This window comes from Acinetobacter sp. ANC_7588 (genome assembly GCF_056783995.1).
In genome coordinates this window covers 36,489-53,423 of the sequence record NZ_JBWYIU010000009.1, presented here as the reverse complement: position 1 = coordinate 53,423, position 16,935 = coordinate 36,489, and the positions used below count along the sequence as shown (strand labels likewise).

The window sequence follows — 16,935 nt, the reverse complement described above, 5'->3', positions numbered from 1 at the left end:
AATTTAAGGACGAGGCGGTGCAACCGAATCTGTTTTCAAGACAACCGCCATCTTTTCGCTCTTTCATCATTGCAGTCATCGTGTGTTTGTTCGTGTTAATGTTTAATTGGCGTGCTCCACACTTGATTCAACCAGCAAGAGATGTCTTGTACGCGGCATACAATCCCATTTATGCCATTGCAAGTTATCCCGTTTTATCGAAAGAATGGCTCAGTCAACAAACCAAGTCTGAAGCGCAATTGCGTCGTGAGAATACTGCGATGCAGGCAGAGCTGCTTCAGGCTCAGGTTCGCCTTCAAAAACTCTCAGAACTCTCCGCTGAAAATACGCGCTTACGTGGATTATTGGATACGCCTTTGATCATTGACGGTCGTATGGAAATCTCTGAGGTGATCGGCACAGATGCTGATCCATTACGTCATATCATTATCATTAACCGCGGTGCTGCGAGCCAACTGCGTGTCGGGCAAACGGTGTTGGATGATAACGGTATCATGGGGCAGATCATCAATGTTTATCCGCACAGTAGCCGTGTCATGTTATTGTCTGATAAAGAACACTCCCTATCAGTACGTCTTGAAAACTCTGGCATGCGTGCCATTGTGTCAGGCACTGGTGATTTAGGTCGTCTGAAAATGGAATATGTACCGACCAGCGCTAACGTCAAAGTCGGGGACAAGGTGTATAGTTCAGGTTTAGGACAACATTTTCCTGCGGGTTATTTGGTCGGAACAGTGTCCAAAGTTAAGCGTGAAAATACCGGTGAGTTTGCGCAGATAGACGTGAAACCTGCAGCTCAGTTGGCCGGTGGACACCATGTAGTGGTACTGTTCTCAGACTCATTAGCCATGGAGCAACCTCATGCTCAGCGCTAAAAAAATATCATCAGTTAAAACACGTGATCCTCTATGGATCATCGTGCTTTCAATCATTATTGGTTCAGTCTTGGTGGTGTATCCGCTGTCTTATTCATTGGCAGGATGGCGACCGCTGATCATGCTGATGATTACGATGTATTGGATCTTGCTTCAACCGACATGGTGTGGTGTTTGGTTTGCTTTTGCAGTCGGATTATTTACCGATTTACTGCTTGATGCACCCCTTGGATTACATGCGTTAAGCTTCGTTTTACTAACATTTAGCATCCGTTGGTTTGTGCGTGAACGCCGTTTAATGACGTTTGGAAATACTTGGGCAATCGCTAGTGTTGCTATATTGGCACATTTGATTTACGTCCTTTTTGCACAAATTATTTCCGATATGCAATTTTCGATAACTCGTCATTGGCAGCCACTAATGAGCAGTATTTTAACTTGGCCCATCTTGTATTATTTGCTTAGAAAATGGCGAATTTAATCCTGGCGTCGAGCTCGCCTCGGCGTAAAGAACTGCTTGCACAGCTTGGACTTAAATTTGATATTTTTAGTCCAGAAATCGATGAGTCTGTACATGATGGTGAGCAAGCACATGATTATGTTCGACGTTTGGCAGAACAAAAAGCTCAGGTTGTTTTAGCACAATTTCCAGATGCGGTGGTCATTGCTGCAGATACAAGCCTCAGTTTAGATGGGCAAATTATTGGCAAACCTGACTCGAAGCAACATGCGTTTGAAATTTGGCAATCCTTGTCAGGGCGTCAGCATGAAGTTCTCAGTGGCCTTTGTGTGGCTTCACAACATAAAACAATAAGTACGGTAGTGAGCACAAAGGTTGATTTTCAATCACTCAGTCATCATGATATGGAAGAATATTGGTCAACTGGGGAACCTGTAGGAAAAGCAGGGGCTTACGCAATACAAGGAATCGCCGCAAAGTTCGTTCCTCGTATTGAAGGTAGCTACACCAATGTGGTGGGTTTACCTTTACATGAAACATCACAGTTACTGAATCAAATATTGAAAAGTGGTTAAGGCACTAAATTAACCTTTTAAAAAATTTTTATAATGTTTTGAGTGTTTTTTATGTCTGACGAGTTGTTGATTAACGTCACACCAATGGAGTGTCGGGTGGCGTTAGTTGAAAATGGGACGGTCAACGAACTATTTGTTGAACGCAACGCTAAACGTGGTTTAGTCGGGAATATTTATAAAGCCAAAGTTGTACGTGTATTGCCTGGTATGCAAGCGGCATTTGTAGACATTGGCTTATCTCGTACTGCTTTTTTACATATCAATGACATGATTTGGCCTCGTAATCAACCGACGCCAAATGTATTTGATCTTCTGCAACCGGGTCAGATTCTGACAGTGCAGGTGATGAAAGATATGTTAGGCACGAAAGGTGCGCGTTTAAGTACTGATCTTTCCATTCCTTCTCGCTATTTGGTAATGATGCCTTATGGACATCATACTGGCGTGTCTCAGCGAATCGAATCAGAAGAAGAGCGTGATCGTTTACGTTCGATCATTGAGCGGATTCAAGCTGAACATAAGTTACCCGGTTCTGTCATTGTGCGAACTGCAGCAGAGGGGATCGAAGAAGCCGCTATTGCGCAAGATATGGCGTATTTGGCAAAACTTTGGGAATTTATTCAGCGCAAACAAAAAAGTGTCGTGGTTCCATCACTTATTTTTGAAGAGCTGCCACTTCCTCAACGCATCATCCGTGATCTTGCAAATGAAGATACGGTAAAAATTCAAGTCGATTCAAGAGAAGTGTTTGGCAAGCTACAAGAGTTCGTGGCTGAGTTTGTACCAAATATGGTTGATCGTCTGAAACACTACCCCGGTGAGTGTCCGATATTCGACTTATACAATGTTGAAACGGATATTCAAAAAGCATTGCAAACACGTGTTGCTTTAAAGTCTGGTGGTTATCTCATGATTGATCAGACGGAAGCTATGACCACTATTGACGTCAATACAGGCTCATATGTAGGTGGACGCTCTCTTGAGGACACCGTCTTTAAGACCAACATGGAAGCGACACAAGTCATTGTGCGTCAACTCAGACTGCGCAACTTAGGTGGAATTATCATTATTGACTTCATTGATATGCAAGAGGCCTCACACCGTGATGAAGTGCTTAAGCAATTTGAAAAAGTCTTAGAACGTGACCATGCAAAAACTAAAATCACCCAAGTGTCTGAGCTTGGCTTAGTAGAAATGACGCGTAAACGGACGCGTGAATCACTTGAGCATTTGTTATGTGAGTCTTGTCCAACGTGTCAGGGACGTGGTTATGTAAAAAGTGCCGAGACTGTTTGTTACGAAATCTTTCGAGAGATATTAAGATATGCTCGAGATTTTGAGTCTCAGACTGACTTTACTGTCGTTGCGCATCCATCGGTTGTGGATCGATTATTAACCGTAGAAGCCGCGGCCGTCTCTGATTTAGAGCATTTTGTGAAACGTGTCATTAAGTTCCAAGTCGAAAATTTATACACGCAAGAGCAATACGATATCATTTTGAATTGAAATTGTAACAGAATATCGTTAAACACTTGTTACAACTGAGATTTTACATTCGATCTCGATTTCTCAATACTTAAGAAATCAAATCGAATAGCCAAAGACAGCGATGTTGTCTTAGCAAAGTGAGGTCAAAGTGGGTATGAATTTAACGGAACAATTAGCGGGTAGTCATCGTCAAATTGTGGATTCAAACAAAAGCGCTTGCTTGATGCTCAATGATCAAGGTCAAGAAGTTCGAGTTACACAAGCGATGGTCGTTTCTCTCTGTCAGCAATTAATCAAGCAGTGTCGTAATATTAAAAATTAAGGGGCCTTTTTAAAGCCCCTTAATTTTTTTGTAAATATCGAAATATACAGCCTTAAGCTGGTTTTTCATTTGCAATTTCTATATCCGCTACTACTTGTTTCTTTGCTGCACTACGCTTAGTAGCCTTTTTCATAATCTGCGGTTTTTCATCTTCAGGTAGACCCACAATTTTTTCAAATCGTTGAATCTCATCTTCTAAATGGGTCAATAAATTTTGCATCTTAGGCAAAGCATTTCGACATGCGGTTAAACCGACTTCTAATTTATCCATATAACTGGTCATTGTGATATTCAACGCTTGACCATCAAGTACGATAGAAGCAGGGTAAAGTGCGTCCAAACGTGCTCCGTTCCAATATAGCGGCTCTTTAGGTCCTGGTACGTTAGAAATAACGAGGTTAAATGCCTGACGTTTAGGTGCTAAACCAGAGATGATATTTAAACCTGCAGGACCATATACGAAGGCACTATAGTTGAGAATCTGATCTGAAGTCATGCGTTTGAATTTTTGTTTCGCATTCATTACGCTACGACGAATAAGATCGAGTCGCTCTAATGGATCGGCTATATGTGTCGCTAAGTTCGCCAGAATCATCGTAATACGATTTGACATGTCTGAATCATCCGTACGAACGGAGACAGGAACCATAGCGATTAATGGTTTCTCAGGTAAAGCACTTTGACTGATTAAGTATTCACGCAAAGCACCAGAGCAAATCGCGAGAACAATATCGTTAATGGTCACACCCAATGATTTTGAAATATGGTTGAGGCGCTTAAACTCATATGACTGAGCAGCGAAACGACGCGATGAGCTGACTTTTTGATTCAGAATACTACTTGGGGCTTGGAAACTGGATACATAGTCCGGATTACGTCCCATATCTTTAAAGACAGTTTCAGACAGCACTTTGAATACACCTGGTGTAGACTGCACTTGACCTTTCAAATTAGACAAGATTTGTTTTGCACGGCTTACTTTAGGTGTTTTAAGTCGCTTAGCACGCGGACCTTCGACACACCATGGCGGAACGATACTTCTTGCATTTGGATCATGAGAGAGTGATTTTTCAATTAAACGCATGCCTGCAATACCATCGACCATCCCATGATGTATTTTGAAATACATGGCGAAACGATTGCCTTCAATGCCCTCAATGATATGACACATCCATAATGGCTTAGCTCGATCAATTAATGAACTGTGCTCTTGGGAAATGTAGGTGAGTAGCTCACGAATACGACCAGGATGTGGTAGAGCAATATGTCTGAAGTGATGATCAAGATCGAATTCAGTGTCTGTGTCCCAAAACAGTCCGTTTAATTTATTATTAAACGGTGGAATTGGGATAGATTTTGAGTTGCGAATATCTGCCACTAAATCTTGAATAAAGGTTGGTGGTGCATCTTCTGGAATTTCAAATAAAAATAATCCGCCAACATGCATGGGCTGTTGTCTTTTTTCCAAAGATAAGAAAATAAAATCAAGCGGGTGTAATGGGCGCATAGTCTAGGTTTGCCTCACTGCAAATTTCTAAAATTGTTTTTTAGAATTATCAATCCAAGAGATCAGTATAGACGTATTTGTTGGAGGGGGCATAAATTTTTTTAATGAATGGTCAGTACAAAAAAGCCACTTTAAATCAGTGGCTTAAAACTTTGTGAGATAGTTTTTACTTTTTTAAATTACCTGAATGTAAACCACATTCTTTATGCGTTGCTTCTTCCCACCACCAACGACCTTCACGCTCGTGCTGATTTGGAAGTACTGGACGCGTGCATGGTTCACATCCAATTGAAATAAAACCTTTTTCATGCAATGGATTATATGGAATTTCCATCATGCGAATATAATTCCAAACGTCAGCACTCGTCCAATTCGCCAAAGGGTTGTATTTAATGAGTTGTTTACCTTCACCTGAAAAACCTAGATCAGCTTGAATGACTGGAATTTCAGTACGTGTACCCGGACTTTGATCTTTACGTTGACCCGTGATCCAACCATCAAGTGTTGCTAACTTTTTACGAAGAGGTTGAACCTTACGGATACCACAACACTCTTTATGATCATCTTGATAAAAGCTAAACAGTCCTTTTTCGTTGACTAGATTCTGAACAGCTTCAGCTTCCGGGAAACATATTTCAATGTTGATATTATAGTGCTTACGAACAGTCTCAATAAATTGATAAGTTTCTGAATGCAAGCGACCTGTATCTAGACTAAACACGCGAAAAGGTTTACCTAAATTTGCAGCCATATCAATCAATACAACATCTTCAGCACCTGAAAATGAAATGGCAATTTCACCTGTTTGATTTAAAGCTAAGGCTATAATTTCCGAAGGGGATTTATCTTCATACTCTGATGCAAGTGCATCAATTAAATCTATGCTTGGAATGGTAGTCATGAGAATCCTGGCGATATAGGCTTGGAAACAACAAGTCCTATATTAAAATATTTGATGTATATTTTAGTTGAATTCAGAGATTTATCTTATGAAATAAAAATAAATACTTATGAATAAAATAGATTTAAAAAATTACATCGATATTCAACAATCTTCGGCTATGATATTGCAAATTTTATTAATGCTGAGGGCAGTATCATGGAAATCGTTTGTCTAGATCTTGAAGGCGTTTTGGTTCCTGAAATTTGGATTAATTTTGCAAAAAAAACAGGAATTAAAGAGCTTGAAGCAACAACTCGAGATATTCCAGACTACGATGTGCTCATGACTCAGCGTTTAAATATTCTTAAACAGCATGGTTTAGGTTTAAATGACATTCAAGCTGTTATTGCAGATATGGGGCCGTTTGAAGGCGCTAAGGAGTTTGTCGAGTGGGTACGTACTCATTTCCAACTCATCATTTTATCAGACACATTCTATGAATTTGCTCATCCATTGATGAAGCAGTTAGGTTGGCCTACGATTTTCTGTCACAAATTAGAAACTGACGAAAATGGTATGATTACAAATTATAAACTACGTCAACCTGATCAAAAACGTAAAGCAGTGCAAGCTTTACACGGTTTAAATTTCCGTGTAATTGCTGCTGGCGACTCGTACAACGATACTACGATGCTCGGTGAAGCAGATCAAGGTTTCTTATTTGATGCGCCGGATAATGTAATTGCAGAATTCCCACAATTTCCTGCGATTAATGGTTATGCTGCATTGAAAGAAGCGATCCGCAACGCTTCTGTACGTGATATTCCAGCCTAAGTTATTACTTTGAAAAAAGGACGCTTTAGCGTCCTTTTTTTATAACAATTGTTAGAATCGATACCCGATTTTCATGCCATAACCTAATGCATAATTGTTGCTGAATTCTCCAACATTTATGCCACCCGTTTGAGCAGTTGCATCGCCTAACCAGAAATATTTAACACCAGCTTGAATAAAGCTTTGCTGTGATGGGTTGAATTGACCACCTAAGCCTACACTCCAATAACCTTCAGTTGGACCTAAAGTGGTTACAGGGTTTCCAGCTCCAGAGTCATAGCCTACAGTTGTGGTTGCTGCCCATTGATCATTAAATTTATGTGCAACACCTAAGGTTGCAGAGTACTGATCATCAGAATACGAAATGAGGTCCTGTCCAACTAATCCAAGTAATTTAGGTGTAACCGTAAATTGATCCCAATGAACCCAACGCAGGTTAGCAAACGCCAAAGTGTTTGTTGCAATTCCAGACTGTAAATCAATATTTACAGATTGTGGAGTAACTGCTTCAGTTACTGCAGCGATCTTATCTAATCTATTAAACTCAGGCTTTTTTAATGCATCGGCATAAAGTGGAAGGAGCGAGGTTTCATTCGACTGAGCTTTGTGTTTAATCTCAGAGCGATAAGTGATAGATGCTTTTAATGCAATTTTTGGAATTTGGTATGCAGTACCTGCAATCCAGCCATAAGCTTCTTTTTGGTCTACATGGATGTTATAGCCATTTAAGACTTGGTATGCACTACCTTTTAAATTGATATCAGCTTCAACTGTTTGCCATACTGGACCAGCATAAAAATTCCAATTTTCAGTGGGTTGATAACCAATGAGTGCAGTTAGATTTTGTGTCTTAACTTCAACTGATGTACCACTTAAACTATTGCCAAATGATTGATTTTTAGCATCGTATAATGCATCTGCACCAAAAGGCTGATCGTAAATTAAACCTAAAGAAACTTGGTCAGTAACCTGTAGTTTAAGAGCAGTGTTTACAAAATAATAATCACTGCCCATATCTGTAATTTTTTCGCCTGTTAAATCCTGACCAGTGATTTTATTAATCACTGTGGAAGAACCTTTAACAGTGGGATCTAAAACAGAAATGCCAGCTTCTGCATAATTACCTGATTGGAGAAATGCTGAAATCGACTGACCTGAACGATCTAATCCTGCGGCGTAAATTGAACTTAATGGGAGCGTAGACAATAAGACTGAGTATGAAAGTACTTTAAATTTCATGATGTTCATCCATGAATGCCATATGGCGAAAAAATTGCATGAAAAATAACACAAATAAAAAAAGAGTAAATACTCAGAAGTGGTTGAAATATAATCAATTTTATATTACTTCATTATCAAATTATGAGGCTAAATAATTATGTCCATGTTTTTAAAAAGTATTATTGAGCAAAAAAGGAATTGTAGTTTGAGTCGTTTTCTTATTTTAAATGATGATATAACAAACAATTAATTTATACTTGTATAAAAATAAAAAAAGACCACAATCATGTGGTCTTTTTTTATTTACGAATGATTAGAATTTATAGCCGATTTTAAGACCGTAAGCTAAAGCGTCATTGTCTTCAAACTTGCCTGCTGCACTATGTGCACCTGTCTGAGCATCAGCATCACCTAACCAGAAGTATTTAACACCACCTGCAATAAACGTAGCTGGAGTAGGGCTATATTGAAGACCTAAACCTACGTTCCAATAACCTTCTGTTGGTCCAAGTGTCGTTACAGGATTGCCTGCACCGGAATCCCATCCAACTGAAACATTACCAGCCCATTGCTCGTTAAATTTACGACCTACACCTGTTGTTACAGACCATTGATCTTTAGAATAATCAACTAGGTTAAATCCATTAGGTTTGCCAGGGATAAGTCCGGCACTACCAAGTGCATCAGCCAATTGACCGAAATTATTAGGCTTAATTGAGAAACTAGACCAATCCACCCAACGTATGTTTGCAAATGCTACGGTGTTCGCCATAATGCCACTTTGTAGATCTAAGTTGACAGATTGTGGAGTAGTAACATTTGTAGATCCAGGTTTGAAGCCAGCACCTAAAGCACCGATTGCTCCTTGTAGGCTACCTGCTGTATCTTGATCGATTTGTCCAAGTGCAGTCAAAGTTGTAATGAGGTTAATCAATTGAGGAGCATTTGCTGGATTTGCTAATGCGGTTGCAGCAGGAATACTTTCATTTACTTCAACGTCATGACTAATTTCAGATCTATATGTTAAAGAGGCTTTTAAAGCGATTTCAGGAATTTGATAAGCTGCACCGACTAACCAACCGAAGTCGCCGTCTTCTTTAATATCAGCATCGTATCCATTAAAGATACTATACGTCGATCCTCTTAATTTTACATTTCCTTTAACAGTCTGATAAACAGCTCCGCCATAGAAATTAAAATTTTCGTTAGGTTGGAAGCCGATAATAGCGGAAATATTTTGTGTATCTACTTCGACTGATGTGCCACCTGTTACACCAGTATTTAAACCTACACCTATAGGAGCACTTGCTGGCTTTTCACCAAGGTAAACTGGGAGTGCGCCTAAAATTGTATCAGAACCTTGTGTGGTAAAATTATTGTTACCTTTATATGCTGCATCAGCACCGAAAGGCTGGTCATAAATCAAACCAAATGAGATTTTATCAGTCGCTTGAATTTTTAATGCTGCTGAAGGAAAGTAGTAATCACCAGCCATATCACCAGTGTAATTACCAGATAAGTCTTTACCAGAGACAGATGGATCTAAAATTGAGATGCCAGCTTCGAAGTAATTTCCTGGTTGAAGGAATGATGAAATAGATTGTCCAGAACGATCTAATGCAGCAGCAAAAGTGCCTGATGATGCTAAACCGAATAATACAGCAGCTGATAATTTTGTTAATTTCACTTGAATTTTCCCTGATCTTCTTCAATGAATTATTTTGTATTTTCCAATTGAATTGAGGATTAGTTATCTTAAACTGATCCTAAATCTTATGTTCACAAAATAACACATTAAGAATCAGAGTAAATACTCTAAGGAAATAAATTTATAATTGAATTTTAATTCTGATAAAAATAATAGGAATTTTATTTTTATATAAATTATTGAATTTATGTGTGATTTAATTTTGAATGACACTATCTTATCGTTAATACTTAAATGAACTATACAGTCAGTCAATGGCATTCATGATTAAATAAAAAAAGAGCACAAAAGTGCTCTTTTGAAAAATAAATGGCATTTAGAAACGATAACCTATTTTTAGACCATATGCCCAAGCATTGTTATCTTCAAACTTACCCACTTCACGACCAACAGATCGGCCATCAGCATCTCCTAACCAAAAATATTTTACACCGCCACCGATAAAGGTTGCAGGAGTAGGGCTAAACTGAGCACTCAAACCTAGATTCCAGTAGCCTTCTGTTGGTCCAAGTGCGGTTACTGGATTCCCAGCTCCAGAATCCCAACCTGCGGATAATGCACCGCCCCATTTTTCATTAATCTTACGACCAACGCCAACCGTTGCAGACCATTGATCTTTATCATATTCAATAATATTTTGTCCTTGACCAGTAACAGCTTGTGTTAACAATCTAAATTTATCAATATCAATTTTAAGACCTCCCCATTCAACCCATCGAACATTTGCAAAAGCAACGGTGTTTGCCATGATGCCTGTTTGAAAGTCTAAATTAACTGATTGTGGAGTGCTGATTTTAGTATTCTGAGAAGGTGTATTTAATGCCCCACTCGAATCTAAATTTTTAAGATTAGTTAGTACTTGAGCTACTTGAGGTCCAACTATGCTCTCAACAATAAAACTAGGATAACCAAAATAACTTGAATAAGCGTTTATCAAACCATTGGCATCTTCCGTAGTTTCCAAACTATGGTCAATTTCAGATCTATATGTTAAGGATGCTTTTAACGCTATTTCAGGGATTTGATATGCAACACCAGCTAACCAACCATAACCTTCATCTCTTTTAAAATGAGCCTGATAATTCGCTAAACTAGATAAAGTTAAATTACCTCTCACATCCTGATATACACCACCGCCATAAATATTCAAATTTTCATTAGGTTGAAACCCAACAATAGCTGATATGTTATTTGAATTTACTTTAACCTCTGTTGAAGAGAGAGGAAGTGTACTATCTGGCAGTAATCCTGGAAGTAATCCATCTGTGTAATAGGCTGATGCTCCAAAGGGTTGATCATAGAGTAAGCCGAAAGAGAATTTTTCATTTAATTGCAGTTTTAATGCAGCACTTGGGAAGTAATAATCCTCAGCCATATCACTAATTGGACCCAATTGATTTTTTCCAGATACATCAGGGTCAATAATGGAGATACCTGCTTCAAAGTAGTTATTTGGTTGTAAAAATGCTCCTATCGATTGACCTGAGCGATCCATAGCGGCTGCATAAGCCCCAGAAATCGGTAATAAAGCAAATAATACAGATGCACTGATGGTTTTTAATTTCATGTTATCTATCCTTAGATAATTTGAATTTTTAATTTAATAGAATTTTTTTAGTTATTTCCTTAAGAGCTGATAAATAAACGATTTATGCTTAAATGTTTATTTTTTGCTCTACAAACAACATATCATAAAGGTAATGAGATGCAACAAAAATTTGACTGAAATGACATTATTTTTTTTATTTTGGGTCAATTTGTTGATAAGTGTATTAATCTAAGAAAATGGTGCGCCCTGCGGGACTCGAACCCACGCCGGTCACTTAGGAGGCAACTGCTCTATCCAGTTAAGCTAAGGACGCATACTAATCTGATCAAAAAATTTTTGAAAAAAAGTTATTGCTTAGCAATAACTTTTTTAATGCGTCTTACTATTTTCGGTAAAGTAATTTAAATAATACCAACATCAGGATAATCCAGATCGGAATCATGATCACAGCACCGCTTAAGCCCTGAGTCCACATGATGTAAAGCACGACAATAATAAACCCAAGAACCAAATAGTTACTGGCTGGTGACCATAGAGCAGGAAATTTTGAAGTGGTATTTGACAGTTTCATCGCTTGTTTAAATTTCAAGTGAGTCAACGCAATCATCGCCCAGTTAAGTACTAGAGCACCAACAACAATATAAATTAAATTACTTAAAGCATCTTCAGGTGCAAAATAGTTTAATAAAACACATCCGAAAATTAACACCGCTGACAACAATACTGCTGGAACAGGTACACCTTGTTTATTGGTTTTTTCAAAAATTTTAGGGGCATTACCTTGTTTTGCTAAACCAAAAAGCATACGGCTATTCGCGTACATTCCACTGTTATATACCGATAGCGCAGCAGTCAAAATAATAAAGTTGAGCAGGTGAGCAGCCCAATCAATACCCAGTTGACTGAAGATCATTACGAATGGGCTTTTATCTAGACCACCAAGTTGCAGTTGATTCCATGGAACTAAAGAAAGAAGAATTGTAAGCGACCCAACATAGAAAATCAGAATACGGAAAACAACTTGATTAATTGCTTTAGGAATCGTTTTCTCTGGATTTTCAGCCTCAGCTGCCGCCATACCAATCAGTTCAATACCACCAAAGGCGAACATCAGGAATGCCAACATGAAGAATAAACCTTCGAATCCATGAGGGAAGAAACCACCATGAGTCCAAAGATTACTGAATGATGCAGTAGAGTCAGATCCTGCTGTAAACAACAAGAATAAACCGAAGATAATCATCGACACGACAGCTGCTACTTTAATAATAGACAGCCAAAACTCTGATTCTCCATAAAATTTAACATTACAGAGGTTAACTAAGGTAATGATAATAAAGAAGAAAAGAACTGATGACCAAGCAGGAATGTGAGGCCACCAATAGTTAATATATTTTGCAACAGCTGTTAATTCGGTCATCGCGACCAAAATATAAAGAATCCAATAGTTCCAACCTGCTAGGAATCCAGGAAACTTACCCCAATATTTATTTGCAAAATGACTAAATGATCCTGCAACAGGTTCATGAACAATCATTTCGCCTAATTGGCGCATAATTAAAAAAGCGATTAAACCACCAATTGCATAACCCAAAATAATAGATGGGCCGGCAGATTGGATCACGTGTGCGGAACCTAAAAATAAGCCTGTACCAATTGCACCACCCATAGCGATTAATTGGATATGACGATTCTTTAAGCCACGCTGAAGTTGTGAAGACTTGTTATTCAAAGTATTCAGCCCGACGATTGAAATAAGTTACAAGATTGTAATAGATCAAATTGCATTAGCCTAGTACGTCAGCGTTCATGAATGTTTTTTATGATTTAAATAAAATAAAATTATTATAGAAAAATGATTTAATTATTTTTTAATCAATCATTTAATTTTATTAGAGTTTATTTTTGTTAGAGTGAATTAAATTTAATCTATCGTAATTGATGGAAATTCATACCATAGTGTTAAGTGCTCATGTTCACATAAAAAATCATTTATACTGTGTTGAACTAAAAATCACGATTGATAACAAATATTAAAAGAGAAGGAATGAGCTATGAGTTCAACACCACAAATTAAAATTCCAGCCACTTATATGCGTGGAGGAACGAGTAAAGGTGTTTTCTTTAACTTAAATGATTTACCCAAAGAAGCTCAAGTTCCAGGTAAAGCAAGAGATCAAATCTTATTACGTGTGATAGGAAGCCCTGATCCTTATGGCAAACAAATTGATGGAATGGGTGGTGCTTCATCTAGTACCAGTAAGACAGTCATTCTCTCTAAAAGCGCTCAATCTGATCATGATGTAGATTATCTTTTTGGACAGGTTGCAATTGATCGACCATTCGTCGATTGGAGTGGCAACTGTGGCAATCTTACGGCAGCAGTAGGCTCATTTGCGATTTCAAATGGTCTCGTGAGTGCAGAAAAGATTCCAGAGAATGGAATTTGTACGGTAAAGATTTGGCAGGTCAATATTCAGAAAACGATTATTGCGCATGTCCCAATTACAAATGGTCAGGTTCAGGAAACAGGTGATTTCGAGCTTGATGGGGTAACATTTCCAGCTGCAGAGGTGCAAATAGAATTTTTAGATCCCGCAGATGATGGAGAGGATGGGGCTGCCATGTTTCCCACAGGAAATGTGGTTGATGAGCTGGAAGTCCCAGATATTGGTCGCTTTCAGGTGACGCTGATTAATGCGGGTATTCCAACCATTTTTATGTGTGCTTCAGACTTGGGGTATGAAGGAACTGAACTTCAGGATCATATCAATAATGATGTCGAGGCCTTGGCCAAGTTTGAAAAAATTCGTGCTTATGGTGCTGTAAAGATGGGTATTATTCAGCATATTGATGAAGCGGTTCAACGTCAGCATACACCTAAAATTGCATTTGTATCTGCGCCTAAAAATTACATTTCATCTAGCGGAAAAGCAGTACACGCTGATGAGATCGACTTGACGGTTCGTGCTTTATCTATGGGTAAACTACACCATGCAATGATGGGAACCGCAGCTGTAGCGATTGGAACCGCCGCTGCAATTCCTGGAACATTAGTCAATTTAGCCTCAGGTGGTGGTGAAAAAAAATCAGTCAGATTTGGGCATCCTTCTGGAACACTCAGAGTGGGCGCTGAAGCGGAAAAAATTAATGACCAATGGACGGTAAAAAAGGCCATTATGAGTCGCAGTGCTCGAGTACTCATGGAAGGATGGGTGCGAATTCCTGGCGATACGGTTTAAGATAAAAAAACCACTTTCGAGTGGTTTTTTTACGCGCTTAAAATATGTGATAAGTATACTAAATTAGCCTGAAAGCATTACTAACAGTACGATTCACTCATAAATAATTGAGACTATGTCAATTTTGACATGTTATATTAAGGAAATAAGTCAACGTGATTATATTCACCGAATTCATAAAATTAAGTTGCTGAATAGCCTTCGCTCCACGAATAATTAAAATGAGAAAGACCAATGAAGAAGGATAATAATTTTGAGCAGGATACGCCCAAGATTGATCAAGAGTTTCTAAACCAAATTCATGCTACAAATAAATTAGATTTGGTATCTGTGATTGCCAAAATCCCTGTGCCTGTGGCGCTAGTTCAGCATGATGGTGTATTTATTAGTGCAAATCAATTATTTGCTGATATCTATGAGAGTGATGCACTCTATTTACTCGGAAAGAAATTAGGTTTCGTATCAACGACGGTTTACCAATTATTTCAAGATGCGCTGCAATTGTTTCGAAATGATTCACGTTTATACAAAATTGAAAATGAGTTCTATTCAAAAGGGCATTTTTTTCAAATTTATTTTAGTGCTTTAAGAGATAAATCATCCTCTTTGGATTGCGTGTTGATCGTATGTGCAGATATAACAAAATTGAAAAGACGTGAACGTGTCTTGATCCAAAATAATAAAAGGTTGTTTGAAGAGCTATATTTGGACCCTGTGACTGGGATGAACAATAAGCTGGCATTTGAACAGTTTTTAAAAGATCGCTTCCTTATTCAAGATCGGAAGAATTATTCTTTTATCAAGTTTGAAGTCGAAAATTTTAAAAAGTTTAATCAGCTCAATAGTTATACCATTGGCGATGAAATTTTGAGTCGTATTGGATCTCTGATTAAAGAGGAGTTGAATCAAGATTTAGCAGAAGTCTATCGTTTGAACTCTGCAAGTTTTATCTTGGTGATTCAAGAATCGACTCCTTGGAAAATTCTCACCATTGCTGAACGCCTAAAACAAACCTTGGTCCGTGAAAAAATTTATTTCGATCCTCAAGAGGATGAGGTACTCACGTGTGCGATTGGGATTTTTCATCCTAATTGCCAGAAAATGTACTCAGAAAAGCAAATATTAGAAACCTTAGATCGTGCGGTTGACATTGCACATGTATTGGGTCGAAACTCGATTCATGTGTTAGATGAATAGTCACTCTTCATTTAAATCTATCACTAAATAAAACAAATCAGCATTGTGTTTTGTAGCAATCACAATTGGTTGTAGAATAAGGACAATTTTATATATACCGACTTGAAACGGTATAACTTGAGGTTCAAAGACGGCAGTGACAGTACATATCTCTGTGAATAGTGAAGTATTACAACGTGCTCAACAGCAAATCCAACAGGATCTGAAAATTGCACTAGATGCATTTTTCATTCCAGAGCCTTTGAAAAGTGCTGTAAATCATGCAGTCATGTTAGGTGGAAAACGGGTTCGTCCAGCTTTAGCGTATGCAACAGCAGAATTAAGTGAAGATCATAAAAATTTTGCTGCTGTGCGACGTGCAGCAGTTGCAGTCGAGTTAATTCATTGCTATTCACTTGCTCATGACGACTTACCATGTATGGATAATGATTTGTTGCGTCGTGGTCAACCCACTTGCCATGTTGCATATGGTGAAGATACAGCACTACTTGCGGGAGATATCTTGCAGTCGATGGCATTTGAGGTTTTAGGAAGTCGACTTTTTGATACACAAGTGACTGTAGACCCTTCTATTGTGTTGAAGCAAATGCAGATATTGGCGACATCATCTTCTAAGATGGTTTGTGGTCAAGTCCTAGATTTGCAAGCAGAAGGCAAGAAAATTGATCAGGAAGCATTGGAAAATATTCATCGTAATAAAACTGGTGCACTGATTCAGGCGGCAATCATGATGTCAGCAGTGACAGTGATGGACGGTGTAGATGCAGGAATACCGAAATTGCGTGAATTTGGTCAAGTATTAGGTTTAGCATTTCAAGTACAAGATGATATTTTAGATATAGTTTCGGATACCGAAACGCTTGGAAAGACCGCTGGAAAAGATGAACTTGTAGAAAAATCAACATACCCAGCTTTATTGGGTTTAGATGCTGCAAAAGAATATGCAAATAAGCTTCATCAGCAAGCCATTAGTGCTTTAGATTATTTTGGTGATTCAGCATCTGAACTTAAACAAATTTCAGCTTTTTTACTTGCTCGAAAGAGTTAAAAAAAGAGGACAGAAAGTCCTCTTTT

The 16,935-nt window shown here is 38.3% G+C and carries 15 protein-coding genes and 1 tRNA gene; 9 read left to right on the top strand and 7 right to left on the bottom strand.

Features of this window, described 5'->3' with window-relative positions:
* Window positions 1-17: 17 nt before the first annotated feature.
* From mreC to AC1M9J_RS09690, 5 genes are all read left to right on the top strand, one after another.
* Entirely contained in the window at window positions 18-875 is an 858-nt protein-coding gene (mreC, locus tag AC1M9J_RS09710) for a rod shape-determining protein MreC (protein ID WP_035269796.1), read from the top strand.
* Entirely contained in the window at window positions 862-1,356 is a 495-nt protein-coding gene (mreD, locus tag AC1M9J_RS09705; protein WP_481591637.1) for a rod shape-determining protein MreD, read from the top strand. The genes mreC and mreD overlap by 14 nt, the downstream gene beginning before the upstream one ends.
* Window positions 1,344-1,910 carry a Maf family nucleotide pyrophosphatase gene (locus AC1M9J_RS09700; protein ID WP_035269801.1) on the top strand — a complete coding sequence of 189 codons (567 nt, stop codon included), beginning with the start codon at window positions 1,344-1,346 and terminating at the stop codon, window positions 1,908-1,910. The genes mreD and AC1M9J_RS09700 overlap by 13 nt, the downstream gene beginning before the upstream one ends.
* Window positions 1,911-1,961: 51 nt before the next feature.
* Window positions 1,962-3,416, top strand: a complete 1,455-nt coding sequence (gene rng, locus AC1M9J_RS09695) for a ribonuclease G (protein WP_035269804.1) — start codon at window positions 1,962-1,964, stop codon at window positions 3,414-3,416.
* Between the two features lie 136 nt (window positions 3,417-3,552).
* Entirely contained in the window at window positions 3,553-3,720 is a 168-nt protein-coding gene (locus AC1M9J_RS09690) for a PA1571 family protein (RefSeq protein ID WP_171076802.1), read from the top strand.
* A gap of 52 nt (window positions 3,721-3,772) precedes the next feature.
* Here AC1M9J_RS09690 and AC1M9J_RS09685 read toward each other — a convergent pair whose 3' ends face one another.
* Window positions 3,773-5,227, bottom strand: a complete 1,455-nt coding sequence (locus AC1M9J_RS09685) for a WS/DGAT/MGAT family O-acyltransferase (RefSeq protein ID WP_481952224.1) — start codon at window positions 5,225-5,227, stop codon at window positions 3,773-3,775.
* A 166-nt stretch (window positions 5,228-5,393) separates the two neighbouring features.
* Window positions 5,394-6,128 carry a phosphoadenylyl-sulfate reductase gene (locus tag AC1M9J_RS09680; RefSeq protein ID WP_035269807.1) on the bottom strand — a complete coding sequence of 245 codons (735 nt, stop codon included), beginning with the start codon at window positions 6,126-6,128 and terminating at the stop codon, window positions 5,394-5,396.
* A gap of 198 nt (window positions 6,129-6,326) precedes the next feature.
* On the opposite strand from AC1M9J_RS09680, the gene thrH reads away from it, so the two are divergent.
* Window positions 6,327-6,944 carry a bifunctional phosphoserine phosphatase/homoserine phosphotransferase ThrH gene (thrH, locus tag AC1M9J_RS09675; RefSeq protein WP_035269809.1) on the top strand — a complete coding sequence of 206 codons (618 nt, stop codon included), beginning with the start codon at window positions 6,327-6,329 and terminating at the stop codon, window positions 6,942-6,944.
* A gap of 51 nt (window positions 6,945-6,995) precedes the next feature.
* Here the strand turns inward: thrH and AC1M9J_RS09670 are convergent, their stop codons facing one another.
* From AC1M9J_RS09670 to AC1M9J_RS09650, 5 genes are all read right to left on the bottom strand, one after another.
* Window positions 6,996-8,183: an OmpP1/FadL family transporter gene (locus AC1M9J_RS09670; RefSeq protein ID WP_481952223.1), complete on the bottom strand. Its 1,188-nt coding sequence runs from the start codon at window positions 8,181-8,183 to the stop codon at window positions 6,996-6,998.
* Between the two features lie 295 nt (window positions 8,184-8,478).
* Window positions 8,479-9,852, bottom strand: a complete 1,374-nt coding sequence (locus tag AC1M9J_RS09665; protein ID WP_481587252.1) for an OmpP1/FadL family transporter — start codon at window positions 9,850-9,852, stop codon at window positions 8,479-8,481.
* A 337-nt stretch (window positions 9,853-10,189) separates the two neighbouring features.
* Window positions 10,190-11,440 carry an OmpP1/FadL family transporter gene (locus AC1M9J_RS09660; RefSeq protein WP_481587251.1) on the bottom strand — a complete coding sequence of 417 codons (1,251 nt, stop codon included), beginning with the start codon at window positions 11,438-11,440 and terminating at the stop codon, window positions 10,190-10,192.
* 219 nt (window positions 11,441-11,659) lie between these two features.
* A tRNA-Arg gene (locus AC1M9J_RS09655) sits at window positions 11,660-11,735 on the bottom strand.
* A gap of 69 nt (window positions 11,736-11,804) precedes the next feature.
* Entirely contained in the window at window positions 11,805-13,154 is a 1,350-nt protein-coding gene (locus AC1M9J_RS09650) for an amino acid permease (RefSeq protein WP_092767004.1), read from the bottom strand.
* A gap of 322 nt (window positions 13,155-13,476) precedes the next feature.
* On the opposite strand from AC1M9J_RS09650, the gene prpF reads away from it, so the two are divergent.
* From prpF to AC1M9J_RS09635, 3 genes are all read left to right on the top strand, one after another.
* Complete coding sequence (gene prpF, locus AC1M9J_RS09645; protein ID WP_035268039.1) at window positions 13,477-14,664, top strand: 2-methylaconitate cis-trans isomerase PrpF; 1,188 nt, start codon at window positions 13,477-13,479, stop codon at window positions 14,662-14,664.
* A 234-nt stretch (window positions 14,665-14,898) separates the two neighbouring features.
* Window positions 14,899-15,861, top strand: a complete 963-nt coding sequence (locus AC1M9J_RS09640) for a GGDEF domain-containing protein (RefSeq protein WP_481613275.1) — start codon at window positions 14,899-14,901, stop codon at window positions 15,859-15,861.
* 136 nt (window positions 15,862-15,997) lie between these two features.
* Window positions 15,998-16,909, top strand: coding sequence for a polyprenyl synthetase family protein (locus AC1M9J_RS09635; protein ID WP_035268035.1), 912 nt, complete (start codon window positions 15,998-16,000; stop codon window positions 16,907-16,909).
* The last annotated feature ends 26 nt before the right edge of the window (window positions 16,910-16,935 follow it).